The 21748-nt window shown below is 56.1% G+C and carries 19 protein-coding genes; 13 read left to right on the top strand and 6 right to left on the bottom strand.

All coding sequences use genetic code 11. From position 1 onward, the window contains the following. Nucleotides 1-38 precede the first annotated feature (38 nt). A complete protein-coding gene (locus KGP16_RS24825) occupies nucleotides 39-2171 on the bottom strand; it encodes an intracellular growth attenuator family protein (RefSeq protein WP_223500500.1) in 2133 nt (710 codons plus the stop codon). A gap of 448 nt (nucleotides 2172-2619) precedes the next feature. On the opposite strand from KGP16_RS24825, the gene nudE reads away from it, so the two are divergent. Continuing rightward, nucleotides 2620-3174: an ADP compounds hydrolase NudE gene (gene nudE, locus KGP16_RS24820; protein ID WP_021807462.1), complete on the top strand. Its 555-nt coding sequence runs from the start codon at nucleotides 2620-2622 to the stop codon at nucleotides 3172-3174. A gap of 104 nt (nucleotides 3175-3278) precedes the next feature. On the opposite strand, the gene mrcA is transcribed toward nudE, so the two are convergent. Continuing rightward, on the bottom strand, nucleotides 3279-5837 hold the full coding sequence (mrcA, locus tag KGP16_RS24815) for a peptidoglycan glycosyltransferase/peptidoglycan DD-transpeptidase MrcA (RefSeq protein ID WP_059199458.1): 2559 nt from the start codon (nucleotides 5835-5837) through the stop codon (nucleotides 3279-3281). A gap of 121 nt (nucleotides 5838-5958) precedes the next feature. Between mrcA and pilM the strand changes: the two genes are divergently transcribed. The 12 genes from pilM to trpS all read left to right on the top strand — a co-directional run bounded on the left by pilM (nucleotide 5959) and on the right by trpS (nucleotide 16283). After that, nucleotides 5959-6801: a type IV pilus biogenesis protein PilM gene (gene pilM, locus KGP16_RS24810; protein ID WP_021807464.1), complete on the top strand. Its 843-nt coding sequence runs from the start codon at nucleotides 5959-5961 to the stop codon at nucleotides 6799-6801. After that, the gene (locus KGP16_RS24805) at nucleotides 6801-7337 is read left to right on the top strand and encodes a PilN domain-containing protein (protein WP_094981662.1); all 537 of its coding nucleotides are present in this window, start codon (nucleotides 6801-6803) and stop codon (nucleotides 7335-7337) included. The genes pilM and KGP16_RS24805 overlap by 1 nt, the downstream gene beginning before the upstream one ends. Further along, nucleotides 7330-7839: a hypothetical protein gene (locus KGP16_RS24800; RefSeq protein ID WP_218520178.1), complete on the top strand. Its 510-nt coding sequence runs from the start codon at nucleotides 7330-7332 to the stop codon at nucleotides 7837-7839. The genes KGP16_RS24805 and KGP16_RS24800 overlap by 8 nt, the downstream gene beginning before the upstream one ends. Further along, entirely contained in the window at nucleotides 7832-8188 is a 357-nt protein-coding gene (locus KGP16_RS24795; RefSeq protein WP_166733580.1) for a DNA utilization family protein, read from the top strand. The genes KGP16_RS24800 and KGP16_RS24795 overlap by 8 nt, the downstream gene beginning before the upstream one ends. Continuing rightward, nucleotides 8188-9435, top strand: coding sequence for a DNA uptake porin HofQ (gene hofQ / locus KGP16_RS24790; protein WP_223500499.1), 1248 nt, complete (start codon nucleotides 8188-8190; stop codon nucleotides 9433-9435). The genes KGP16_RS24795 and hofQ overlap by 1 nt, the downstream gene beginning before the upstream one ends. Before the next feature lie 552 nt (nucleotides 9436-9987). Beyond that, on the top strand, nucleotides 9988-10509 hold the full coding sequence (gene aroK / locus KGP16_RS24785) for a shikimate kinase AroK (RefSeq protein WP_005271698.1): 522 nt from the start codon (nucleotides 9988-9990) through the stop codon (nucleotides 10507-10509). Between the two features lie 94 nt (nucleotides 10510-10603). Beyond that, on the top strand, nucleotides 10604-11701 hold the full coding sequence (gene aroB / locus KGP16_RS24780; protein ID WP_094981658.1) for a 3-dehydroquinate synthase: 1098 nt from the start codon (nucleotides 10604-10606) through the stop codon (nucleotides 11699-11701). Between the two features lie 281 nt (nucleotides 11702-11982). Then, nucleotides 11983-12975 (top strand): SPOR domain-containing protein, encoded by a 993-nt coding sequence (locus KGP16_RS24775; protein WP_223500498.1) that lies wholly within the window; start codon nucleotides 11983-11985, stop codon nucleotides 12973-12975. Nucleotides 12976-13059: 84 nt separating this feature from the next. Continuing rightward, a complete protein-coding gene (gene dam / locus KGP16_RS24770) occupies nucleotides 13060-13881 on the top strand; it encodes an adenine-specific DNA-methyltransferase (RefSeq protein ID WP_021807471.1) in 822 nt (273 codons plus the stop codon). Nucleotides 13882-13907: 26 nt separating this feature from the next. Continuing rightward, a complete protein-coding gene (gene rpe, locus KGP16_RS24765; RefSeq protein WP_024482734.1) occupies nucleotides 13908-14585 on the top strand; it encodes a ribulose-phosphate 3-epimerase in 678 nt (225 codons plus the stop codon). Then, entirely contained in the window at nucleotides 14578-15276 is a 699-nt protein-coding gene (locus KGP16_RS24760; protein WP_223500497.1) for a phosphoglycolate phosphatase, read from the top strand. Before rpe ends, KGP16_RS24760 begins: the two co-directional genes overlap by 8 nt. 2 nt (nucleotides 15277-15278) lie before the next feature. Further along, the gene (gene trpS / locus KGP16_RS24755) at nucleotides 15279-16283 is read left to right on the top strand and encodes a tryptophan--tRNA ligase (protein WP_021181695.1); all 1005 of its coding nucleotides are present in this window, start codon (nucleotides 15279-15281) and stop codon (nucleotides 16281-16283) included. A 125-nt stretch (nucleotides 16284-16408) separates the two neighbouring features. On the opposite strand, the gene cysG is transcribed toward trpS, so the two are convergent. The 4 genes from cysG to nirB all read right to left on the bottom strand — a co-directional run bounded on the left by cysG (nucleotide 16409) and on the right by nirB (nucleotide 21613). Continuing rightward, nucleotides 16409-17812 carry a siroheme synthase CysG gene (gene cysG / locus KGP16_RS24750; RefSeq protein WP_223500496.1) on the bottom strand — a complete coding sequence of 468 codons (1404 nt, stop codon included), beginning with the start codon at nucleotides 17810-17812 and terminating at the stop codon, nucleotides 16409-16411. 53 nt (nucleotides 17813-17865) lie between these two features. Continuing rightward, nucleotides 17866-18666 (bottom strand): nitrite transporter NirC, encoded by an 801-nt coding sequence (gene nirC, locus KGP16_RS24745; protein WP_218520181.1) that lies wholly within the window; start codon nucleotides 18664-18666, stop codon nucleotides 17866-17868. Between the two features lie 71 nt (nucleotides 18667-18737). Next, the gene (gene nirD, locus KGP16_RS24740; protein WP_115159411.1) at nucleotides 18738-19067 is read right to left on the bottom strand and encodes a nitrite reductase small subunit NirD; all 330 of its coding nucleotides are present in this window, start codon (nucleotides 19065-19067) and stop codon (nucleotides 18738-18740) included. Then, nucleotides 19064-21613, bottom strand: coding sequence for a nitrite reductase large subunit NirB (nirB, locus tag KGP16_RS24735; protein ID WP_021807477.1), 2550 nt, complete (start codon nucleotides 21611-21613; stop codon nucleotides 19064-19066). Before nirB ends, nirD begins: the two co-directional genes overlap by 4 nt. Nucleotides 21614-21748 lie beyond the last annotated feature (135 nt).

The raw sequence follows: 21748 nt of genomic DNA, 5'->3' as shown, positions 1-21748 counted from the left end.
AACATACAGCCTAGTATAGGCGGATGGCAGGTTGGAGGCTACGCCATCGGGCGTATGGACATCGGGGTGAGCTGCGGGTTGAAGCAACTGTCGTAATAGCGCTGGATATCGGCGAGGCGATGTTGGTTTTTGCGCCTGCGTTGTACCAACCGCCAGGAGTTGTAACCCAGCACGACGACCAACACCAGCAACAGCAGGCTGGTGCCAAGATAGCGCCACAGGGTCACGATATCCGGTTCACTATGCAGGGCGATATGCCGAGTGCCGTTGGCATCGACAAAGATATTGGTGATCACCCCGTTTGCCCGGAACGGCGTATGTAGCAACATGCTGCTAAGACGCTGTAGTTCTTTCCATTGGTCGAGTGAGTTGTATTCGTTCAGCGGCTGTGTGGGCAAGGGATAATCCACCAACTGCTTGCCTTCGTCACTGGTAATCAAAAAACCGCCCGGTGGTGGGCTGTTGAGGGCCGCAGCTGCCTGACGGGTTTCCCGCACCACGAAGGCAGAGGTAGCCGCGTTACTCAGGTTTTCCAGCGATTCAGCACTGACCGGACGCAGCAGGACGTTAACGCCTTCCAGCGCCCCGGATTTGGCCCGTTTCACCAGGTTGGCCCAGTTCTTGACGTTACCCAGATTGACCAGCGCATTCTTCAAGCGCACACAGTCGGCCTCCGTGCCACACAGGTCCTGCGTTTTCAATACGATATCCGCAAAGTCATCCAACAGGATCATGCCTGACTTTTCAATGGCGCTGGCCAACTGTGGGTTCACTTTCTGCTCGGCACCGCTTGGGTGCAGTTGCCGGTTGATGGTGGCCATCAGCGCAGCCGCTTTATCGATCACTTCCGATTCGGGCTGTGGCAGCGGGGTCGCCGTATTCCAGTAGATCCCAGAACAATCGAAAGGCATAAAGCTTGGCGCAGTGGCGCTGTTGTTGCCCGAAGGAACGTAGCACATGCCGTTGCCCTGAATTTTCAGCCTATCGCCGATATGCAGTGGAATGGCCTCCAGCGCCTGAACGCTGGTGACTTCCGTTTTCTGTGTGCCCTGTAACCACGCGGTGCTCAATTTAGCGGGTAGGCTGAGTGGAATGTAGATTAACAGTAACAACAGCACCACGAGCGAACTGGCCGCTAATACGGCGTTCTTGCCCCAATGCTGCAAGGGGAAGTTTTTCACTTCGTCATGCAGGGAAAGATAGTGCCCTTGACGTACCACCTGCCGGTTGAGGTAGATATCCACATTGGTGGTTTTACCCAGGTCTGCATTCAGGTAAGGCAACCAGTGCGGGGGGTAGATCAAATCGATAATGCCAAAAGAGATATTACTGATTTGCCCCTGATTGGACTCACCGAATAACCCCCAGCGCTTTGGCGTGCCGCGCAGACAGTGCACCTCTTTCAGCTCTTTTTCGCTCGGGCGGCGCAACAGATGCCAGCAGCTCCAGACGATCATCAGCACCGCTACCAGAATGATCCAGGGGATCACTACCACCGGACTGATCAGGCTAAGGAACAGCAGCAGTAGGGCAGCAGAGATGAGGGCCGCTTCCTTGACGCCGTTCGGCCGGTTAAGCTCATGTTCCTCGCGGGTTTCCTTGCGAATGTTCACCAACTCAATATGTTCGCTCTCTTCTTTGCGGATGGAGGCGTTCCTTGTCGGGGTTGTAGTCACTACCGGCGAAGGTGGGCTGTCGTAAATATGATCCAGCAGCGAATGGCCGTTGAGTGAGATCACCAGCGGTAGAGTCTGGGTCTTGATCACTTCGACATGGTTATCGGCGCTGATGTACTGCTCCCAAAACGGAGGAAGATGGATCTCTTCCGAGTCGAGATAGTAGCGCCAGTTGTTGGGTTCATCGCTTGCCAGACCATAGCGGGTAATGGCATGGGTGATCGGGTAAACGTTGTCGCTCTGTGCGGTCAACGCCAGCCTGGCAGAAGGCAGGGAAGCGGAACCTGACAGCAGTTTGTTGCCCAGGCGGTTTTGTTGGTTGAGGTAATTCTCGATAGCTGCCCGCTCTGGCGCGGTCAGTTTGCGGTGGTTAGGTTTGACGAACGGCTGGATACCAGCCAAGGCTGGCTGGGGGCGGAATTTAAACCACAAGTAGAGGCCAGCAGCGATCAGGCAGGCTAGCGCTAAGGCCAATATCAACGCTATTGTGCTCATGCTATTCTCGTCCTACACCCATGAAACCGCCAATCTTACGCAAAGCCAGACATTATACGGAGTTAACCGCCCAGAGATAGAATGACCCACCGTTTAGTTGTTATCCGGCTCTCATTCGTGGCTATCGTTAGGCATTTACCGTACGATTTTTTAACCTGCACGAGCATAGCAATCCTCATGGTGTCCGGATATCAGGATTATCCTATTTGCCTACCTGTTTTTTTATCCACCGGGATAGCTGCTGGTCAGGTTTGTTAAAAAAAAGTAAATTACAGGCTAAGCTCGTTGCGGAAATGGTTCCCATTAACGCACAATGTGATCAAGATCGAGTTTAGCCAGTGGTTGACCCTTTTGCTGTCTGCCACAACGCGCATATTATTATCCTGGTTACCTGCCTGAGAGTACTGAGTATTCAGTGTATTATGCGGTTAACCTATTTGAGGCAATCATGGATAAACAGCTGCAAAAACCTAAAATTCTGAAAGTAGAAACGGTCGCGCGCTCGCGTTTATTTAACGTGGAGTCGGTCGATCTGGAGTTCAGTAACGGTGTGCGGCGGGTCTATGAGCGTATGCGCCCTTCGGAACGCGAAGCGGTGATGATTGTGCCGGTGATAGGGGATGATTTGCTGCTGATCCGTGAATATGCGGTGGGCACCGAATCCTATGAGCTGGGCTTCCCCAAAGGGCTGATCGATCCTGGCGAAGGGGTGTTGGAAGCCGCTAACCGCGAACTGATGGAAGAAGTCGGCTTTGGGGCCGGGCGCTTTGATTTCCTCAGCAAACTGACGATGGCACCTTCCTATTTTTCCAGCCAGATGAATATCGTGCTGGCACACGACCTCTATGCGCAAAGCCTGGAGGGGGACGAGCCAGAGCCGTTACCCCAGGTACGTTGGCCGATAGCCAACATGATGGCACTGCTGGCGGAACCGGACTTTCGTGAGGCGCGCAATGTCAGCGCATTGTTCCTGGCAGAGGCATTCCTGCGCGGTTCACGCTAACCCTCCATCGATTCATCTGCTGACAAATCCGCCTGGGCTCACAACATACGGCGCCCGCCGGTTAAGATAAAAAAATGGCCAGATTGCTCTGGCCATTGTCGTTTTTAGAACAGCTCGTGACTTTCGCCACCAGGGTCTGTCAGGGTGGTTCCGGCATCATGTACCGAGAACTCCGTGGGTTGAGTGCCTTCGATAAAGTACTCGGAACGGCTACCTCCGCCCCCGTTGGACAGTTTGCCAGTGCTCTTGTCGATGGTCACGCTGACAATCCCCGGCGGTGGAGTGACTTTCTGCTCTGGCAGGCCTTCCAGCGCCACCTTCATAAAATCATCCCAAGCCGGTTGAGCACTCTTCGCTCCACCTTCACCACCGGAAATCTGATCCGGGATGGCACCCGAAGCGGAGGCACGGCCAAGATTGCGGCGGTGATCGTCGAAACCGATCCACACCGATGTCACTGTTTCTGGGCCGTAGCCGGAGAACCAGGCATCTTTCGAACTGTTGGTGGTACCGGTTTTGCCGCCGATATCATGGCGTTTAAGATCGCGGCCTGCGCGCCAGCCGGTACCCATCCAGCCCGGTTCACCGAAGATATTGGTGTTCAATGCATCACGGATCAGGAACGACAGCGGGGTGCTGATCACATGTGGTGCATACTGCTGGTCGTTATCTTGCTGCATCTGGGCCGGGGTTACCTGCTCAAGCTGTGGCATCGGGACGTTGGCATTGTTGCCTTCCTGCGATACCGCCACGTTCTCGACGTTATCATCGGAAAGCATGGCTGAACGATGCGTATCGCCGTAGATCACCGGCAGGTTGCAGCTATCGCAGACCACTTTCGGTTTGGCTTCGAATACCGCGTTACCCGTATCGTCTTCGATCTTGGTGATGAAGTACGGGTCAACCAGATAGCCACCGTTGGCCAACACGGCATAGCCGCGAGCCACCTGTAGCGGGGTGAACGAAGCTGAACCCAGCGCCAGCGATTCCGAATGCACGATGTTTTGCGCAGGGAAACCAAAGCGTTGCAGATATTCAGCGGCATAGTCCACGCCCATGGCGCGCATTGCCCGCACCATCACCACGTTTTTCGATTGGCCTAGGCCTTGGCGTAGTCGGATAGGACCGTCGTAAGTAGGTGGCGAGTTTTTCGGCCGCCAGTCGGTACCGGCACCGGCATCCCAACGGGTGATCGGCAGATCGTTGAGGATGGTGGCCAGCGTCAGGCCCTTATCCATCGCCGCGGTATACAGGAACGGTTTGATGTTGGACCCCACCTGGCGCAGCGCCTGGGTTGCGCGGTTGAACTTGCTCTGGTTGAAATCGAAGCCGCCGACCAACGCCTTGATAGCGCCAGTATTAGGATCGAGCGACACCAGCGCCGAGTTCACGTCCGGCACCTGTGACAGCCACCAGTTGTCGTTAACTTTACGCACCCAGATCTGTTGGCCGGGCTGCACCACGTCGGTGACGCGCTTCGGCGTAGGGCCTTGCAGCGTATCGCTCTTGAACGCACGTGCCCAACGCATGCCAGACATGGGGAGCGCAATGCGGCTGCCATCGGCCAGCATGGCGGTAGCCTGTTCGGCATCCGCCTGCAGGATCACCGCAGGAGACAGCGGGCCGTAGTTCGGCAGGTTCTTCAGTGAATCGACAATCTGTTTCTGATCCCAGGCAGGCTCACCCACTTTCCACAGCACGTTTGACGGGCCGCGATAGCCGTGGCGCATGTCGTAGTTGAGGATGTTGTTACGTACCGCCTCCTGCGCACCTTGTTGCAGCCGCTTGGTGATGGTGGTGTAGACCTTGTAACCGTCGGTATAGGCGTTTTCACCGTAACGCTTGATCATCTCCTGACGCACCAGCTCTGAAAGATAAGGGGCAGAGAAGCTGATTTCCGGCGCATGGTAATTGGCTACCAAAGGTTCACTGCGGGCCTGATCGTACTGCGCCTGTGTGATGTAGCGCTCATCCAGCATTCGCGATAGCACCACGTTACGACGCGCTACGGAGCGATCGTGGGAGTACAACGGGTTAAAGGTAGAAGGTGCCTTGGGTAATCCGGCAATGGTGGCCATTTCGCTCAGCGTCAGTTGGCTGACATCCTTACCAAAATAGACGTGCGCGGCAGCACCCACGCCATAAGCGCGGTAACCCAGATAGATTTTGTTCAGATACAGTTCAAGAATTTCATCCTTGGTCAGCATCTGTTCAATGCGGATCGCCAGGAAGGCTTCCTTGATTTTGCGCATCAAAGTGCGTTCCGGGCTCAGGAAGAAGTTTCTGGCCAACTGCTGGGTGATGGTACTGGCCCCCTGCGAAGCATGGCCGGAAACCAGCGCGACCGAGGCGGCACGGAAGATACCAACGGGATCGACCCCGTGATGATCATAGAAACGGCTGTCCTCTGTGGCGATGAAGGCATGCACCATCACCGGTGGGATTTGGTCCAGCTTGAGAGGAATACGGCGTTTTTCACCATATTGGGCGATCAGTTCGCCCTCCGCGCTGTAAACCTGCATCGGGATTTGTAGCCGCACGTCTTTCAGCGTTGCGACATCGGGCAGCTGTGGCTCGACATATTTGTACAAGCCAAAAATCGAGGCTGCTCCCAGCACGATGCAAAACACTGCAAGGATTAAAAGATACTTTACGAACTTCACCTGAGATTTCCCATTTCATGTCAATTGGGCAGTTTATAAACAACCGCGCGGTAGTATAAAGGCAAGCCTGCAACATGGATATGTTCTTTTGTTATCTGAGGGTACGGAGGTGGGGTGAAATATGTTTTCTCAAACGTGGCAGGTGGGGTTGGATATCCAGGATCACAGCATCAGAGCGCTGGCTGCGCAGCGTCGGCGTAACGGTTGGCAATTGCGCCACTGGTGGCAACAGGCATTGCCGTATTCGGCGCTGCGGGCCGGGCATTTAGAGAGTTCTGCGATGCTGGTGGCGGTCCTCAAGCAGTGGCGTAGCCGGTTACCAAGACATATTTCCTTACGTATTGCTTTACCCGCACAGCGGGTTTTACAGCAGACGTTACCCCTGCCGGATCTGCGCTTGCAGGAGCCGGTTCGTCATGACTACATCACTACCCAGGGGCTGAAACAGTTCCCGTTAGACAGCCAGACGTTAGCATTGGATTACCGCCAAGCGCAGCCCAATACCCATCAGTTGCTGCTCACCGCGGCCCGCCAGCAGGAGCTGCAACAATGGCTGCATTGCCTGCAACAGGCGGATCTGCATCCCCAGGTGATCGATATCGCCCCCAATGCGCTAAGTATGATGGCCGCCTTTGCCGGCTTGGCTCCTGATGCCGGGCTGCTGCATCGCCTGGAATCGGAATGGTTATGGGTAGCACCGCGAGCGATGTCCTTTGCTTATGGCGTCTTGCCTGCGGGGGAAGCCGTCGGCGTCAAGCAAGCGTTGGCAGCCCTGCGTTCAGCTTGCCCAGCCATGGGGGCTAAAGAGGTGTATTACAGCAGCGTGCTGGACGAGGCCGCGCCAGAAGGTGCCATGCCTTGGTCACCGTTCACGGCTTTCAGCCGCTTATACCCGCCGCTGCCCGCTCAGCCAATGGCGTTTGTTCTGGCTGGCGGGTTGGCTCTGCGCCGCGAGGATGCCTGATGTATCAGGTCAATCTGTTGCCCTGGCGCCTCAGACGGCAGCGGCAGCGCTACATCTTCTGGTTACGCTGCTTCGTTGCTCAATTGCTGCTGATGCTGGCTATGCTCACGGCAGCCTACTTTTTGCTGTTCTTCCAACAGGCCAGTCAACATTTGATATTGCAGGACTTAACGCAGCAACACACTGAGCTGGCAGAGCGTATTCAGCAGACTCAGCAAAAGATGGCCGAACTGGCCCGTTTGGCCGCAGAAAGCACCCGTTACCAGCATAATCGAGCGCACAACCTGCGTTACCTGTCGCTATTGCAGCAGCTCTCGGTAACGCTGCCGGACACTTTGTGGCTCACGGGGTTTGAAGAGAACCCCAAGGGGATCTCATTGTGGGGGCAAGGTGGGGCCTATGCGGAGATCGTCACCTTTGAACGGCGGTTGGCCGCGCTACCTTTGTTGCAGGGTTGTCGCCTGGTTGAAGTCACACAGCGCAAGGAGGGAGGGTTGGCGTTCACTCTAACGGCACGCTGGGGGCAGGATGGATAAGCCCCTGCCAGACTGGTTGATCCCCTGGCTCGCCAGGTCTGGCTGGCAACTGCTGGCGGCTCAATGGCTGGTATTAGCCGGGGTTGGGCTGTTGGCCTGCAGTGGGCTGATCTCGGGGGAATGGCAACGGTGGGAAAGGCTGGATGAGCAGCGTCAGCAGTTGGTACACCAGATTGCAGAGCGTCAGCAGCAACTTAGCCAGCTACCGCCGTTAGCAGAGCTTGAGCAGCGGTTGGGGCATCAGGTGTTGATCGTGCCTGATGAGCCGGGGGATTTGGGTACTCAGCTCTATCAGCTTGGGGGGCGGCTGCTACGTTTCCAGCAGCAGGAGAAACCAGCCCAACAAAAGATAAGGTTACAGCTAGATTTCGAGGGCTTGCTGCGCTTGCTGGAGGCGCTGCCCTCCACCCGCAGGATTGGGCAAATGAAGATCGAGAGGCAGCCCGAAGGGTTAACCACTCAACTGACTCTGATTAGCTCAGAAGAGGCGGTGGATGAATAAGGCGTGGTGGTTTTGGCTGTTGCTCTCGGCCCCGCTGTGGGCTGAACAGTATCGCGATCCGTTCCAGCCACCGCTAACGGCGGTCTGCGCCGATCCTACCGTTTCACCGGAGGATTGGCGGCTGAAAGGGATTATTGGCACGCCGGATTTGCGCTATGGCTGGGTGGTCACCCCGCAGGGGCAGTGGTTGGGGTTATTGCCCCAGCAGCGGGTGCTGGATGGGGATTGGCAAGTGATGCAGATCCAGCCCCGGCAGCTTGAACTCGTTGCGCAGGATAGGGCCGAAGCATGTCGGCCACGCACGGGTAGTGTGGTGCTCACGTTGGGAAAAAACCGTAAGGAAAAGTGATGAAAGGATATCAGTGGCTTTTGGTGGGGTGGCTGGCTCTCCCTTTGGCGGTGATGGCGGGTGTGCAGCAGGAAAAGCCGGTGTCACTGGTGTTCCATGATACTCCGGTCAGCCTGATTTTAAAGGCGCTGGCGGAGTATCAAGATCTGAACCTGGTCGCTGCCGAGGGGGTCGATACCAATCTGACGCTGCGGTTGGACAATGTTCCCTGGCAGCAGGCGTTGGCCGTGGTATTACGCATGGGCAAGCTGACGATGACGTTGGAGGGCAATGTGATGATGGTTTTCCCACTGCCGGATGAACAGGAGCTGCTTCGTCGGCAGCGGGAGTTGGCGCAGCAGGAGTCGCTGCACAACCTGACGATCACGCTGCAAAACGCGGAGGCCAGCGAGATAGCGCAGAGCCTGGATAGCCAACGTGGCAAATTATTGACCGAGCGTGGCAGCGTCGTGGTGGATAGACGCACCAACGCGTTGCTGCTGCGTGACACCGCTCAGGCGCTGGCCCAGTTGAAAACCTGGGTGGCAGAGATGGATACCCCGCTGGAACAGGTGCAACTGGCTGCCCATATTGTCACCATCAGCAGCGAGAATTTGCGGGAGCTTGGCGTAAGGTGGGGCCTGGCGGCAGAAGAAAGGCCAGCCAAAAAGCTGCGGATAGACAATTTCAGCGTTGGTCTGCCGGTAGAGAACAGCGCCATAACGGCCGGTTTCCACCTGGCACGCATCAGCGGGCGCATTCTGGATCTGGAGCTGTCGGCGCTGGAGCAGGAAAATCAGGTGGAGATTATCGCCAGCCCGCGCCTGCTTACCGCACATCTGCAAACCGCCAGCATTAAGCAGGGCACGGAAATCCCCTACGAGGTGTCGAGCGGTTCCAGCGGTGCCACCTCGATCGAGTTCAAGGACGCGGTGCTGGGCATGGAAGTCACGCCGAAGATTTTACCCAATGGCCGCATCACCCTGACGTTACAGATCAGCCAGAATATGCCCGGGCGTTCGATCAAACAGGGCGAAGGAGAGGCGCTGGCGATCGACAAGCAGGAGATTAAAACCCAGGTGACGGTGAAAGATGGTGAAACCATCGTCTTAGGGGGCATTTTTCAGCGTCAGCGCAACCAAACGGCCGATAAAGTCCCTGGCGTGGGCAATATCCCCTTGCTGGGATCGCTGTTCAAACATAGCAACCAACAGCATAAAAGGCGCGAGTTGGTGATTTTCATCACGCCCACACTGGTTAAAGTCTAAATTGTCTCGATCGTGATGTTTGGCACGGTGGTGACGCCAAGTCCAAATGAGGGAAACCGACGAAAGTTGCCGTTAATCTGCCAAATCACGACATCCCGTGACTTTTTCAGATAAACTCCAGGCGGAGATCTCGCTGCAATGCTCGGTTCATGAGGTCTTGGTCCAAAATCCTAGCCGTTGAAAACGCTTAAAAGTTGGCAAGCAAATGCACTTTTTTTCGTGCCTTAGAGGCATCTGAGTTTGACGCTGCGGCCGATTTAGCTTACAAGGGTTACCGAATTGAGCACCGAGGTTTTTTTGTTAATGCTGTACCCGTCGTCTTCCAGGCTGAAACCTGGGATCCATAGGGTATAAGACGCCGTTAAAAACGTATGGTTTCCCTCCTGCGGCGTGGATAGTGATTTATTCGGTTGCCAAACTACCAAGAGTGTTGAGATAATTTTTCGTCTGATCTCGCACTATCGCTCATGAGGTTTCAGTTTAGGTCCCGCCGCTAATTTGATTGGCGGGGCGGGTTATCATTAACGAATTGTCTTAGTAATACCGAAAAACATGGCAGAGAAACGCAATATCTTTCTGGTTGGGCCTATGGGTGCCGGCAAAAGCACTATTGGCCGTCAGTTAGCTCAGCAACTCAATATGGAGTTTTTCGACTCCGATCAAGAAATTGAGCGACGTACCGGAGCTGACGTGGGCTGGGTATTCGACGTGGAAGGGGAAGAAGGTTTCCGCGATCGTGAAGAAAAAGTCATTAATGAACTGACGGAAAAGCAAGGGATTGTGCTGGCTACCGGCGGGGGCTCGGTTAAGTCGCGTGAAACGCGTAACCGCCTGTCGGCGCGTGGTGTCGTGGTCTATTTGGAAACCACTATCGAGAAGCAGTTGGCCCGTACTCAGCGCGACAAGAAGCGTCCGCTGCTGCAGGTAGACTCTCCTCCGCGTGAGGTGCTGGAAGCGCTGGCTAGAGAGCGCAATCCGTTGTACGAAGAAATTGCAGATGTCACTATCCGCACCGACGATCAAAGCGCTAAAGTGGTTGCCAACCAGATTATCAACATGCTGGAAAGTAACTGATAGCGGGTTCCGTGTTGGCCGCGGGCAAATGCGGAAATTCTGATTGTGTTCCCCGCGTTGGCGGGGATAAACCACACCGAGAACTGAGCGCGACATGGAGAGAATTACCGTAACGCTTGGGGAGCGTAGCTACCCGATTACCATAGCCGCCGGATTGTTTGACGATCCGGCTTCTTTTATGCCGCTAAAGGCGGGTGAACAGGTCATGCTGGTCACCAACCAGACTTTGGCACCGTTGTATCTGGAGCGGATCCGGTCGGTGCTGGAACAGGGCGGCGTAGTGGTGGATCAGGTGATTCTACCTGATGGCGAACAGTATAAATCTCTGGCCGTACTCGAGCAGGTGTTCTCGGCGCTGCTGGAAAAGCCCCACGGTCGCGATACCACGTTAGTTGCCCTCGGCGGCGGCGTGATTGGCGATCTGACCGGCTTTGCTAGCGCGTGCTATCAACGCGGTGTGCGTTTTATCCAGGTTCCTACCACGCTGCTCTCGCAGGTGGATTCCTCCGTTGGCGGCAAAACCGCCGTCAATCATCCGCTCGGTAAAAATATGATCGGCGCCTTCTACCAACCGGCTTCGGTGGTGGTAGATTTGGACTGCCTGCGTACTTTACCGGCGCGTGAACTCTCCTCTGGTCTGGCGGAAGTGATCAAATACGGGATTATTCTCGATGGTGATTTTTTCGTCTGGCTGGAAAATAATATTGATGCGCTGGTTGCGCTGGATATGGACGCGTTAGCGTACTGCATCCGCCGCTGTTGCGAATTGAAGGCCGAAGTGGTGGCTGCCGATGAACGTGAAAACGGTCTGCGGGCGTTGCTCAATCTGGGCCATACCTACGGCCATGCCATCGAAGCCGAAATGGGCTACGGTGTCTGGCTGCACGGTGAAGCCGTGGCGGCTGGCATGGTGATGGCTGCGCAAACAGCACGTCGCCTGGGCCAGTTCTCGGCTGACGATATTGAACGGATCAAGGCGCTGCTGCTGCGCGCCGGGTTGCCGGTTTGCGGGCCGCAGGAAATGACGCCTGAGGCCTATCTGCCACACATGCTGCGTGATAAAAAAGTGTTGGCGGGGGCGTTGCGTTTGGTATTGCCGAAGGGCATTGGTGAAGCAGAAGTTCGTGGCGGTGTCGCCCATGAGCTGGTGCTGGCATCCATCGCTGACTGTTTACCAACACAGCGCGCGTAAGTCGGTTACACTCAATAACGTTAATGTTTCGCCAGGTCGATATGCAGCCGTTGCTCTGCTGCTATCCGGGCTGTACCTTGCCCGCCGGGCAATTCCATGGATGGCGTAATTTGACGCAGGTCGACAGCGCTTGAGCTTGCGGGCTATAACAGTAGCTTGGCTGCTGTTAGACTCTATAAAAATTGTGCGTAAGGCGAGACAGATATCGCTTTGCCGTCATCGGGTTAATAGTCTCGAACCACCTGGGTGGCGAGATTTTGCCTCTAGTTGGAGGGTTTCAGATGGATGAATTTAAACCAGAAGACGATCTCAGGCCTGATACCAGCGATCGCCGTCCTTCGCGTTCACGTCGGCCAGCCGCAACTGGGCCGCGTTTTGCCGTTTCACGCCAGCATATGATGATTGGGATTGGCATTTTGGTGCTGCTGTTGCTGATCATCGGTATCGGTTCGGCGCTGAAGGCCCCCACCAAGCATGAGGTTGCGCAACAAGGGGCAACCCGCGACATCAATCTGTCGGGCTCATCGTCGCTGACCACCAGCAACAACGGTGTTGCGGGCGGCACTACGGATACCAACGATAACAATGGTGTCAGCACCTCTCAGCCTCAAACTGTTAGCGTCCCACCTATCTCCAGCACGCCGACCGAAGCACAACCTGTAGTACCACAGGGCGGTGCTGGTGAGCGTGTCGATCTGCCTGGTAACATGGCCGATGCCTTGTCATCACAGCAAGGTCAGGTTGACGCAGCTGCCGCGCAAAATATTAATGCCCCAGCTTCCGCTTTGCCAACCGCTCCGGCGACCGTGATGAACGGTGCTACCGCGCGTCCGGCGGCGAATAACAATGCTACCGCTGCGACGCAGCCGCATAAAACGCCTACCTCCAAGCCAGCAGCCACCAAGCCGACAGCATCGGTCAAACCTTCTGCGACTACCACCACGGTTTACACCCCACCGGCCAAAGGCAAGAGTGGTGTGGTGAGCGGCAGCGGAAGCTCACTGAAAACCGCACCGGGTAGCCATTACACGCTGCAGTTGAGCAGTGCCTCACGCTCCGATACGTTGAATGCCTTTGCCAAGCAACAGAATTTGCCACACTTTATGGTGTACGAGACCAAGCGTGATGGTAAACCCTGGTATGTGTTAGTGAGCGGCAACTACGCTTCTTCGGCGGAGGCCAAGCGTGCTATCGCCACACTGCCGGCGGAAGTTCAGGCGAAAAAACCATGGGTCCGCCCTGTACAGCAAGTACAGCAAGACCTGAAAAAATAATCATTAATTTTGTGCGCTGATGTGCTGTCTGAAGCAGAGTACATATCCGCCGCTCTGAATTGTAATAAGTAGCTAACTGACGGCATGAAGAAAAACCGCGCTTTTTTAAAATGGGCTGGTGGAAAATACCCGCTGATAGACGAGATCCGTCGTCATTTACCAGAGGGTAACTGCTTAATCGAGCCCTTCGTGGGCGCGGGTTCAGTCTTCCTGAACACAGAGTACGAGGCTTATATTCTCGCCGATATCAACAGCGACCTTATCAGCCTGTATAACATCGTTAAGCTGCGCACGAGTGATTTCGTGCGCGATGCCCGCTTGCTTTTCACCGACGAATTCAATAACTCAGAGCAGTTCTACCTGCTGCGCGAAGAGTTCAACACCACTGCCGATGAGTATCGGCGCGCGCTGCTGTTCCTGTATCTGAACCGCCACTGCTATAACGGCCTGTGCCGCTATAACCTGCGTGGTGAGTTCAATGTGCCTTTTGGGCGTTACAAGAAACCTTACTTCCCGGAAGAAGAGCTGTATTGGTTTGCTGAAAAATCACGCAATGCTACTTTTGTCTGCGAGCATTATCACGATACCATGGTGAAGGCGACCCAAGGTGCGGTGGTCTATTGCGATCCGCCTTATGCTCCTCTGTCGGCAACGGCGAATTTTACCGCTTATCACACCAACAGCTTTAGCCTGGCCGATCAGCAAGGGCTGGCGCGCATTGCGCATCAGCTGTCGGTTGAAAGCCAGGTGCCGGTGTTGATTTCCAACCATGACACCGAGCTGACGCGTGACTGGTATCAGCATGCTTCGCTGCATGTGGTGAAGGCTCGTCGCACCATCAGCCGCAATATTTTAGGCCGCAGTAAAGTGAACGAACTTCTGGCGCTGTATAAAAAAGCGGAATAACTCGACCCCTACGTTTGGAGAAGCGGATGAAAAAGTTTTTGATTGCCCCGTCCATTCTGTCTGCAGATTTTGCCCGCCTGGGTGAAGATACTGCCAAAGTGTTGGCCGCCGGTGCCGACGTGGTGCATTTTGACGTGATGGATAACCACTACGTGCCTAATCTGACGATCGGGCCAATGGTGTGCGAAGCCTTGCGCAATTACGGCATTACCGCACCGATTGACGTCCATCTGATGGTAAAACCGGTCGATCGCATCGTGCCGGACTTTGCCAAGGCAGGGGCAACCTACATCTCTTTCCATCCCGAAGCTTCTGAACACGTCGACCGTACCATCCAACTGATCAAAGAGAACGGCTGCAAGGCGGGCCTGGTGTTTAACCCAGCGACACCGTTGAGCTATCTCGATTATGTGATGGACAAGATCGACGTGATCCTGCTGATGTCGGTCAACCCTGGTTTTGGTGGTCAATCCTTTATCCACGGTACGTTAGACAAGCTGCGTCAGGTTCGCAAACTGATCGACGAAAGCGGCCGCGACATTCGCCTGGAAGTAGACGGTGGCGTGAAGGTAGACAATATTGCCGAGATCGCAGCGGCGGGCGCGGACATGTTCGTGGCAGGCTCGGCCATCTTTGGCAAGCCGGATTACCGCGCGGTGATTGATCAAATGCGCAGCGAGCTGGCCAAGGTGAGTCATGGCTGATTTTAGCGCTATCCGTGGTCTGGCCTTCGATCTCGACGGCACGCTGGTAGACAGTGCGCCGGGTTTGGCGGCGGCCATCGATATGGCGTTGGCGGAAATGGGTCTGCCGCAGGCCGGCGAGGCCCGTGTTGGCACCTGGATTGGTAACGGTGCCGATGTGCTGGTCCAGCGTGCGCTGCGCTGGGCAGAGGTGGAAGCCACGCCAGAGCTGTGCCTGCAAATGCGTCAACGTTTCGACCATTTCTATGGGCAAACCGTAGAAAGCGGCAGCCGCCTGTTTCCACAGGTAATAGAGACGCTGGCCCAGTTGGCCGAGCTTGGCTACCCGCTAGCGCTGGTCACCAACAAGCCGACGCCCTTTGTGGCCCCTTTGCTGACGTCGCTCGGCATTATCGACTTTTTCTCGCTGATCATCGGCGGTGACGACGTGGTGGAGAAAAAGCCACATCCTGCCCCGCTGTATCTGGTATTCGGCAAACTTGGCCTGCGGGCCGGTGAAGTACTGTTCGTCGGAGATTCGCGCAATGATATTCAGGCGGCGCAGGCGGCAGGTTGCCCGAGCGTCGGCCTGACTTACGGATATAACTACGGTGAAGCGATCGCCCTGAGCCATCCCGACCGCGTGTTGGAGCGCTTCGCCGATTTGTTGCCCGCACTTGGGCTGTCATCTTTAGAAGATCGGGAAATTTAACTATGAGTAAGCCCATCGTTTTCAGCGGCGCGCAGCCGTCCGGTGAACTGACTATCGGCAACTACATGGGGGCGCTGCGCCAGTGGGTGCAGCTGCAGGACGAGTTTGATTGCATCTACTGCATCGTCGATCTGCATGCCATCACCGTGCGTCAGGATGCACAACAGCTGCGTAAAGCCACCCTGGATACGCTGGCGCTGTACCTGGCCTGTGGTATCGATCCAGAGAAAAGTACCATCTTCGTGCAGTCCCATGTGCCGGAACATACGCAACTGAGCTGGGTGCTGAACTGCTACACCTATTTCGGTGAACTGAGCCGCATGACCCAGTTCAAAGACAAGTCGTCGCGCTATGCGGAAAACATCAACGCCGGTCTGTTCAGTTATCCGGTGCTGATGGCGGCAGACATTCTGCTGTACCAGACCAATCAGGTGCCGGTCGGTGAAGACCAGAAGCAGCATCTGGAACTGAGCCGTGACGTTGGCCAGCGCTTCAACGCGCTGTATGGCGACGTGTTCAAGGTGCCGGAGCCGTTTATTCCGAAATCTGGCGCGCGCGTGATGTCGCTGCAAGAGCCGACCAAGAAGATGTCCAAGTCTGACGATAACCGTAACAACGTGATCGGCCTGCTGGAAGATCCGAAGGCGGTGACCAAGAAGATCAAACGTGCGATGACCGATTCCCAGGATCCGCCGGTCATTCGTTACGACGTTGCCAATAAAGCGGGGGTGTCCAACCTGCTGGATATCCTTTCCGGCGTGACCGGCAAGAGCATTGCCCAACTGGAAGCCGAATTTGAGGGCCAGATGTATGGTCACCTGAAGGGCGCCGTAGCAGAGGCCGTGTCTGGTATGTTGGTCGAGCTACAAGAGCGTTATCACCGTTTCCGCAACGATGAGGCGCTGTTACAGCAGGTGATGCGTGATGGTGCGGCGAAAGCCCGTGCTCGTGCGCAGGAAACCTTGGCGAAGGTATATGAAGCCGTAGGTTTTGTACCGCATCCTTAATGGATGTAGACAGAGCCTCAGCCAGTAGGGGCGCCGCATGCGGCCCCCCTGGGATCGAACCTGTTTGGTAACGACAAACTTAGCAACATTACTACCTATCTGAAGCGGCCAAAGGGTCGCTTTTTTTATGCTATTTTGCTCAAATCTGCTGGTGTTTCCCGGCAGGCATTCCAGTTCAGCTTGCTGCGCAGGCTGACGACGCTGCCAACGATAATCAGGCTTGGGCTGGCAGCCTGTTTGGCTAGCTCACCCAGTTGCGCCAGCTCGCCTTCTATCACACGTTGGCGAGTTGAGGTGCCGTTTTCGACCAGAGCTACGGGCATTGAGGCAGCCATACCGTGAGCGATCAGCTGCTGCTGGATTTCTGCCGCCTGAGTTAGCCCCATATAGAACACCAGCGTCTGCTGTTTGGCGGCAAGCTGTGCCCAGTCTAATCCGCCGTCGGCCTTGGCGTGGCCCGTCACCAAACGCACGCTTTGCGCGTGATCGCGGTGGGTGAGGGGGATGCCGCTGTAAGCCGAACAACCCGAAGCCGCAGTGATCCCCGGTACTACCGAGAAGGGAATATTCGCTTCGGCCAGCGTTTCCAGTTCTTCGCCACCCCGGCCAAAGATGAAGGGGTCGCCCCCTTTTAGCCGGACGACACGCAGGCCTCGTCTGGCCTGCTCCACCAGGATCTGATTGATGCGTTCCTGAGGTACGCAATGGTATCCGGCACGCTTGCCTACAAAGATACGCTCGGCATCGCGGCGCACCAGGGCCATAATTTCTTCAGAGACCAGGCGATCGTAAACGACAACGTCAGCCTGTTGGATCTGCTGCAGACCTTTCAGCGTCAGCAGGCCAGCATCGCCGGGGCCTGCGCCTACCAGCACCACTTCGCCCTGTTCTTCAGGCCGATCGGCGAACAGCTTTTCAACCTGCTGGTTGGCCTGCGGGGTATCGCCGTTGGCCAGGGACTGCGCCAGCCTGTCGTGTACGAACAATCTTTCCCAGAAGCGGCGACGAGCGCCAATGCTGCCAAACTCCTGCTTCACCCGCTGGCGCAATGAACCCGCCAACTGAGCCAGTTGACCCAGGTGCTGCGGCAGAATGGCTTCCAGTTTTTCCCGTAGCAGACGTGCCAGCACCGGGGCTTTGCCCCCGGAAGAAACGGCCACCATAATCGGCGAACGATCGATAATCGAAGGCATGATAAAGCTGGCGCGTTTGGGGTCGTCCACCACGTTGCAGAACACCTGCCGTTGGTTGGCGCACTGATAGACCAGGGCGTTGACTTCCACCCGATCGGTGGCGGCAATCACTAACCATTTTTCTGCCAGCAAGTCGGCAGAAAACTCACTTTCTACCAGAGTCACCTGGCCCTGTTCGGCCCAGATCAGGAATTGCTCACTGAATTCGAGCGAGTTGACGGTTAACTGCGCACCGGCGTCCAGCAGCAGGCGAGCCTTACGTTCAGCGACTTCCCCGCCGCCGACCAGCAGGCAGGCTTTGTGTTGCAGTTGGCAGAAAATGGGTAAGTAATCCATCGGCAATCCTCGGAGAAGTGGCTAACGGGGGCGATTGCTCACCCCAAAAATCATTATGCGGTTTGGCGAGCGGCGGCAATCTCAGCCTGTGGACGTTGGGCACGTGGTGTGGCATACCAGTAACCGAGGCCCATAAACACGGCACCAGAGAACATGTTGCCCAGAGTCACCCACAGCAGGTTATGACCGATACCGCTAAGGGTATAGGCTTCGCTGTGGTGGCCGAACCAGGACAGGGCAAACAGCGTCATGTTAGCCACCGAGTGTTCGTAACCGGAAGCGATAAACGCCAGCAAACACCACCAGATGGCGATGAACTTGGCCGCGCCTTCAACGCGCAACGCCATCCAGATCGCCAGGCAAACCAGCCAGTTACACAGTACGCCTTTGAAGAACAGCACTTCTGCAGGGGCGGTGGTTTTGGCCAGCGCTACGGTATGCACCAGGCTGGTATCCATCGGCAGCAGGCTACCACCGCCGTAGTAATACATCAGCGCGACCAGCACCGAACCAAGCAGATTTCCTAGCCAGGTTTGTGGCAGTACGGCCCACATCTGGCGGTGCTTGATGGTACCGGCCTTGACGCCCAGCATCAGAAACATGGTGTGGCCAGTGAACAGCTCTGAACCGGCGATGATCACCAGCGTCAGTGCAATACCGAAGGTGGCACCCATGACCAACGGACGGATAGACGGATCCACCAGGTTGCCGAGGGTAAAAATCAGGATAATACCAAGGCCGACATAGGCCCCGGCCATAGCGGAACTGATCCAGAAGCCGAGCGGACTCTCTTTGGCCAGTTTGACGATGCGTGCCGCGTTGGCAGCACATTTGTTGATGGTGTCGGTGAACATAAATTTCCCTGGGAAGTAATAAAAATTGGTGCCGTGCCCCTTGGTTAACCTTAACCAAGGGGCATCGTGTTTTATTGCATTGCCACCTGAACCAGGCCGTCGACTACCCGGCTGGTGAAGCTGGCCACGGAGTGGCTCTCATCTTCCAGACAGAAACCGTCGCGCAGGCGGAAATGCTGTTTTTTCAGCGGGCTGGCGACCCACAATTCACCCTGATGCTCGGCAATCAGTCCGCGAGAGAGCACGCTGGCCTGGGCAAACGGGTCGATATTGCTGATGGCAAACAGCCGTTCGTCGGCATAGGGGCGGAATATCGCCACCTGCTGGGTACCGATCAGCGCACACACGCCGGTCGCGGGCAGAATATCGGCGATGGGGCAAACGGTGATCCACTGGCTCATGCGTTGTTCTCCTCGGTTTCCAGCAAGGTGACGGGAATGCGTTCATCCGGGCGAGCTGGGCGATGTTGCTCGCGCTCGGCCACGACCTGCACGTTAGGATCGCGCTGGCTGTTGTTAATAAAGTGAGCGAAACGCACCTGCGATGCAGGATTTTCGACAGTTGCTTTCCATTCGCAGATCACTGCTTCGCGCAGGCGGGCAATTTCGGTTTCCAGCTGTGCGTTGATGCCCAGCTTGTCGTCGATAATCACCTTGCGCAGATAATCGATGCCGCCTTCCAGGCTTTCCAGCCAGACCGAGGTACGCTGCAGCTTATCGCCGGTGCGGATGTAGAACATCATGAAACGGTCGAGGTAACGCATCAGCGTTTCGTTGTCGAGATCGGCGGCCAGCAAATCGGCATGGCGTGGTTTCATCCCGCCGTTGCCGCAGACGTACAGGTTCCAGCCGTTCTCGGTGGCAATAATGCCGACGTCTTTCCCCTGCGCCTCGGCACACTCGCGGGTACAGCCGGAAACGCCAAACTTCATCTTGTGCGGGGTACGGATGCCTTTGTAACGGTGTTCAAGCTGCACGCCGAAGCCAACGCTGTCACCCACGCCATAACGGCACCAGGTGCTGCCGACGCAGGTTTTTGCCATCCGCAGCGCTTTGGCGTAGGCGTGGCCGGTTTCGAAACCGGCGGCGATCAGCTTGCTCCAGATGGCGGGCAGATCGTCTTTCTGCGCACCGAACATGCCGATACGCATCGAGCCGGTCATCTTGGTGTACAGGTTGTATTCTTTGGCAATCTGGCCGACGGCGATCAGACCTTCCGGCGTGATTTCACCACCGGCAGAGCGTGGGATCACCGAGTAAGTGCCGTCTTTCTGGATGTTGCCCAGGAAGTTGTCGTTGGTGTCTTGCAGCGGCGTGTGCTGCGGTTTGAGCACATACTCGTTCCAGCAGGAGGCCAGCAGTGAACCGACGGTCGGTTTACACACTTCGCAGCCGTAACCCTTACCGTATTTCGCCAACAGCTCGTCGAAGGTCTTGATGCCTTCAACCCGGATCAGGTGGTACAGCTCCTGGCGGGAATAGGCAAAGTGTTCGCATAGGTGATGGTTAACCTCGATGCCCTGTTTGCTCAGTTCGGCATTCAGCACCTGGGTGATCAGTGGAATACAGCCGCCGCAGCCGGTACCGGCCTTGGTCTCGGACTTGATCGCCGCCACGGTATGGCAGCCCATATTCACCGCTTTGATGATATCGCCCTTGCTGACGTCGAAGCAGGAACAGATCTGTGCGGTTTCTGGCAGCGAATCTACGCCGATGGCAGGCTTGCTGCCGGCATGGGCTGGCAGGATCAGGCTGTCCGGGTTTTCCGGCAGTTCGATATTATTCAGTGCTAGCTGCAGCAGGTTGCCGTAGTCGCTGGTATCGCCGACCAACACCGCGCCGAGCAACGTTTTGTTGTCCGCGCTGACGACCAAACGCTTGTAAACCTCTTTGCTTTCATCCAGATAGACGTAGCTGCGGGCGCCTTCGGTACGCGCATGCGCATCGCCAATGCCCCCAACATCGACCCCCAGCAGCTTCAGTTTGGCGCTCATATCGGCACCCTGGAAGCTGTTTTCACGGCTCAGCAGATGGTCGGCGGTGACCTGAGCCATCTTGTAGCCCGGCGCGACCAAGCCGAAAGTGCGCTGCTGCCAGGAGGCGCATTCGCCAATGGCGTAAACGTCCGGATCGGAGGTCTGGCAGTTATCGTTAATCGCAATGCCGCCGCGTGGGGCGGTAGCCAGCCCGCATTGGTGAGCCAGTTTGTCCTGCGGGCGGATACCGGTGGAGAAGACGATAAAGTCGACTTCCAGCTCGCTGCCGTCGGCAAAGTGCATGGTTTTGCGTGCGCTTTTGCCGCCGTTGATAATTTCGGTGGTGTTCTTGCCGGTGTGGACTTTGACACCCATGCGCTCGATCTTGCGGCGCAGCTGGTCGCCGCCCATTGGATCGAGCTGTTCTGCCATCAACATCGGCGCGAACTCGATCACGTGGGTTTCCACGCCCAGGCTTTTCAGTGCGCCAGCCGCTTCCAGGCCGAGCAGGCCACCGCCTACTACCGCGCCACGTTTACTGCGGCGGGCGCAGGATTCGATAGCGTTGAGATCTTCAATGGTGCGGTAAACGAAGCAGTCCTGAGTCTCTGAACCTTTGATCGGCGGGATCCACGGGTAGGAGCCGGTCGCCATGATCAGCTTGTCGTAATACACCGTGCGGCCGGTATTGGAGTGGATCACTTTCTCTGCGCGGTTAATGGTGATCGCGCGCTCGCCTACCAGCACTTTGACGCCCTGTTTTTCGTAGAAGCCTTCGCGGACCAGCGAAAGCTCTTCGGCAGTGTGGTGGGAGAAATAGGAGGAGAGATGCACGCGGTCGTAGGCGATGCGCGGCTCTTCACAAAAGATGGTGATGTCGAACTGGTCTTTGTCTGCCTTTTCCAGCAGATCTTCGATAAAGCGGTGGCCGACCATGCCGTTGCCGATAACCGCGAGTTGGACTCTGCTCATTATTGCCTCAAAATTCTGATTTCCTGGATGTACCTTATTCCTCCCAGAAGGCAATTTATTGATACAGGTCAAGCTAGCCCCTATATACCTCTAAGGTGGTATATCTATGATTTTTATCGATATTTGATAAGTTGC

The organism is Serratia sp. JSRIV006 (genome assembly GCF_019968685.1).
GTDB lineage: Bacteria > Pseudomonadota > Gammaproteobacteria > Enterobacterales > Enterobacteriaceae > Chania > Chania fonticola_B.
The sequence above is the reverse complement of the archived record's forward strand: the minus strand, read 5'-3'. Positions and strand labels throughout refer to the sequence as shown.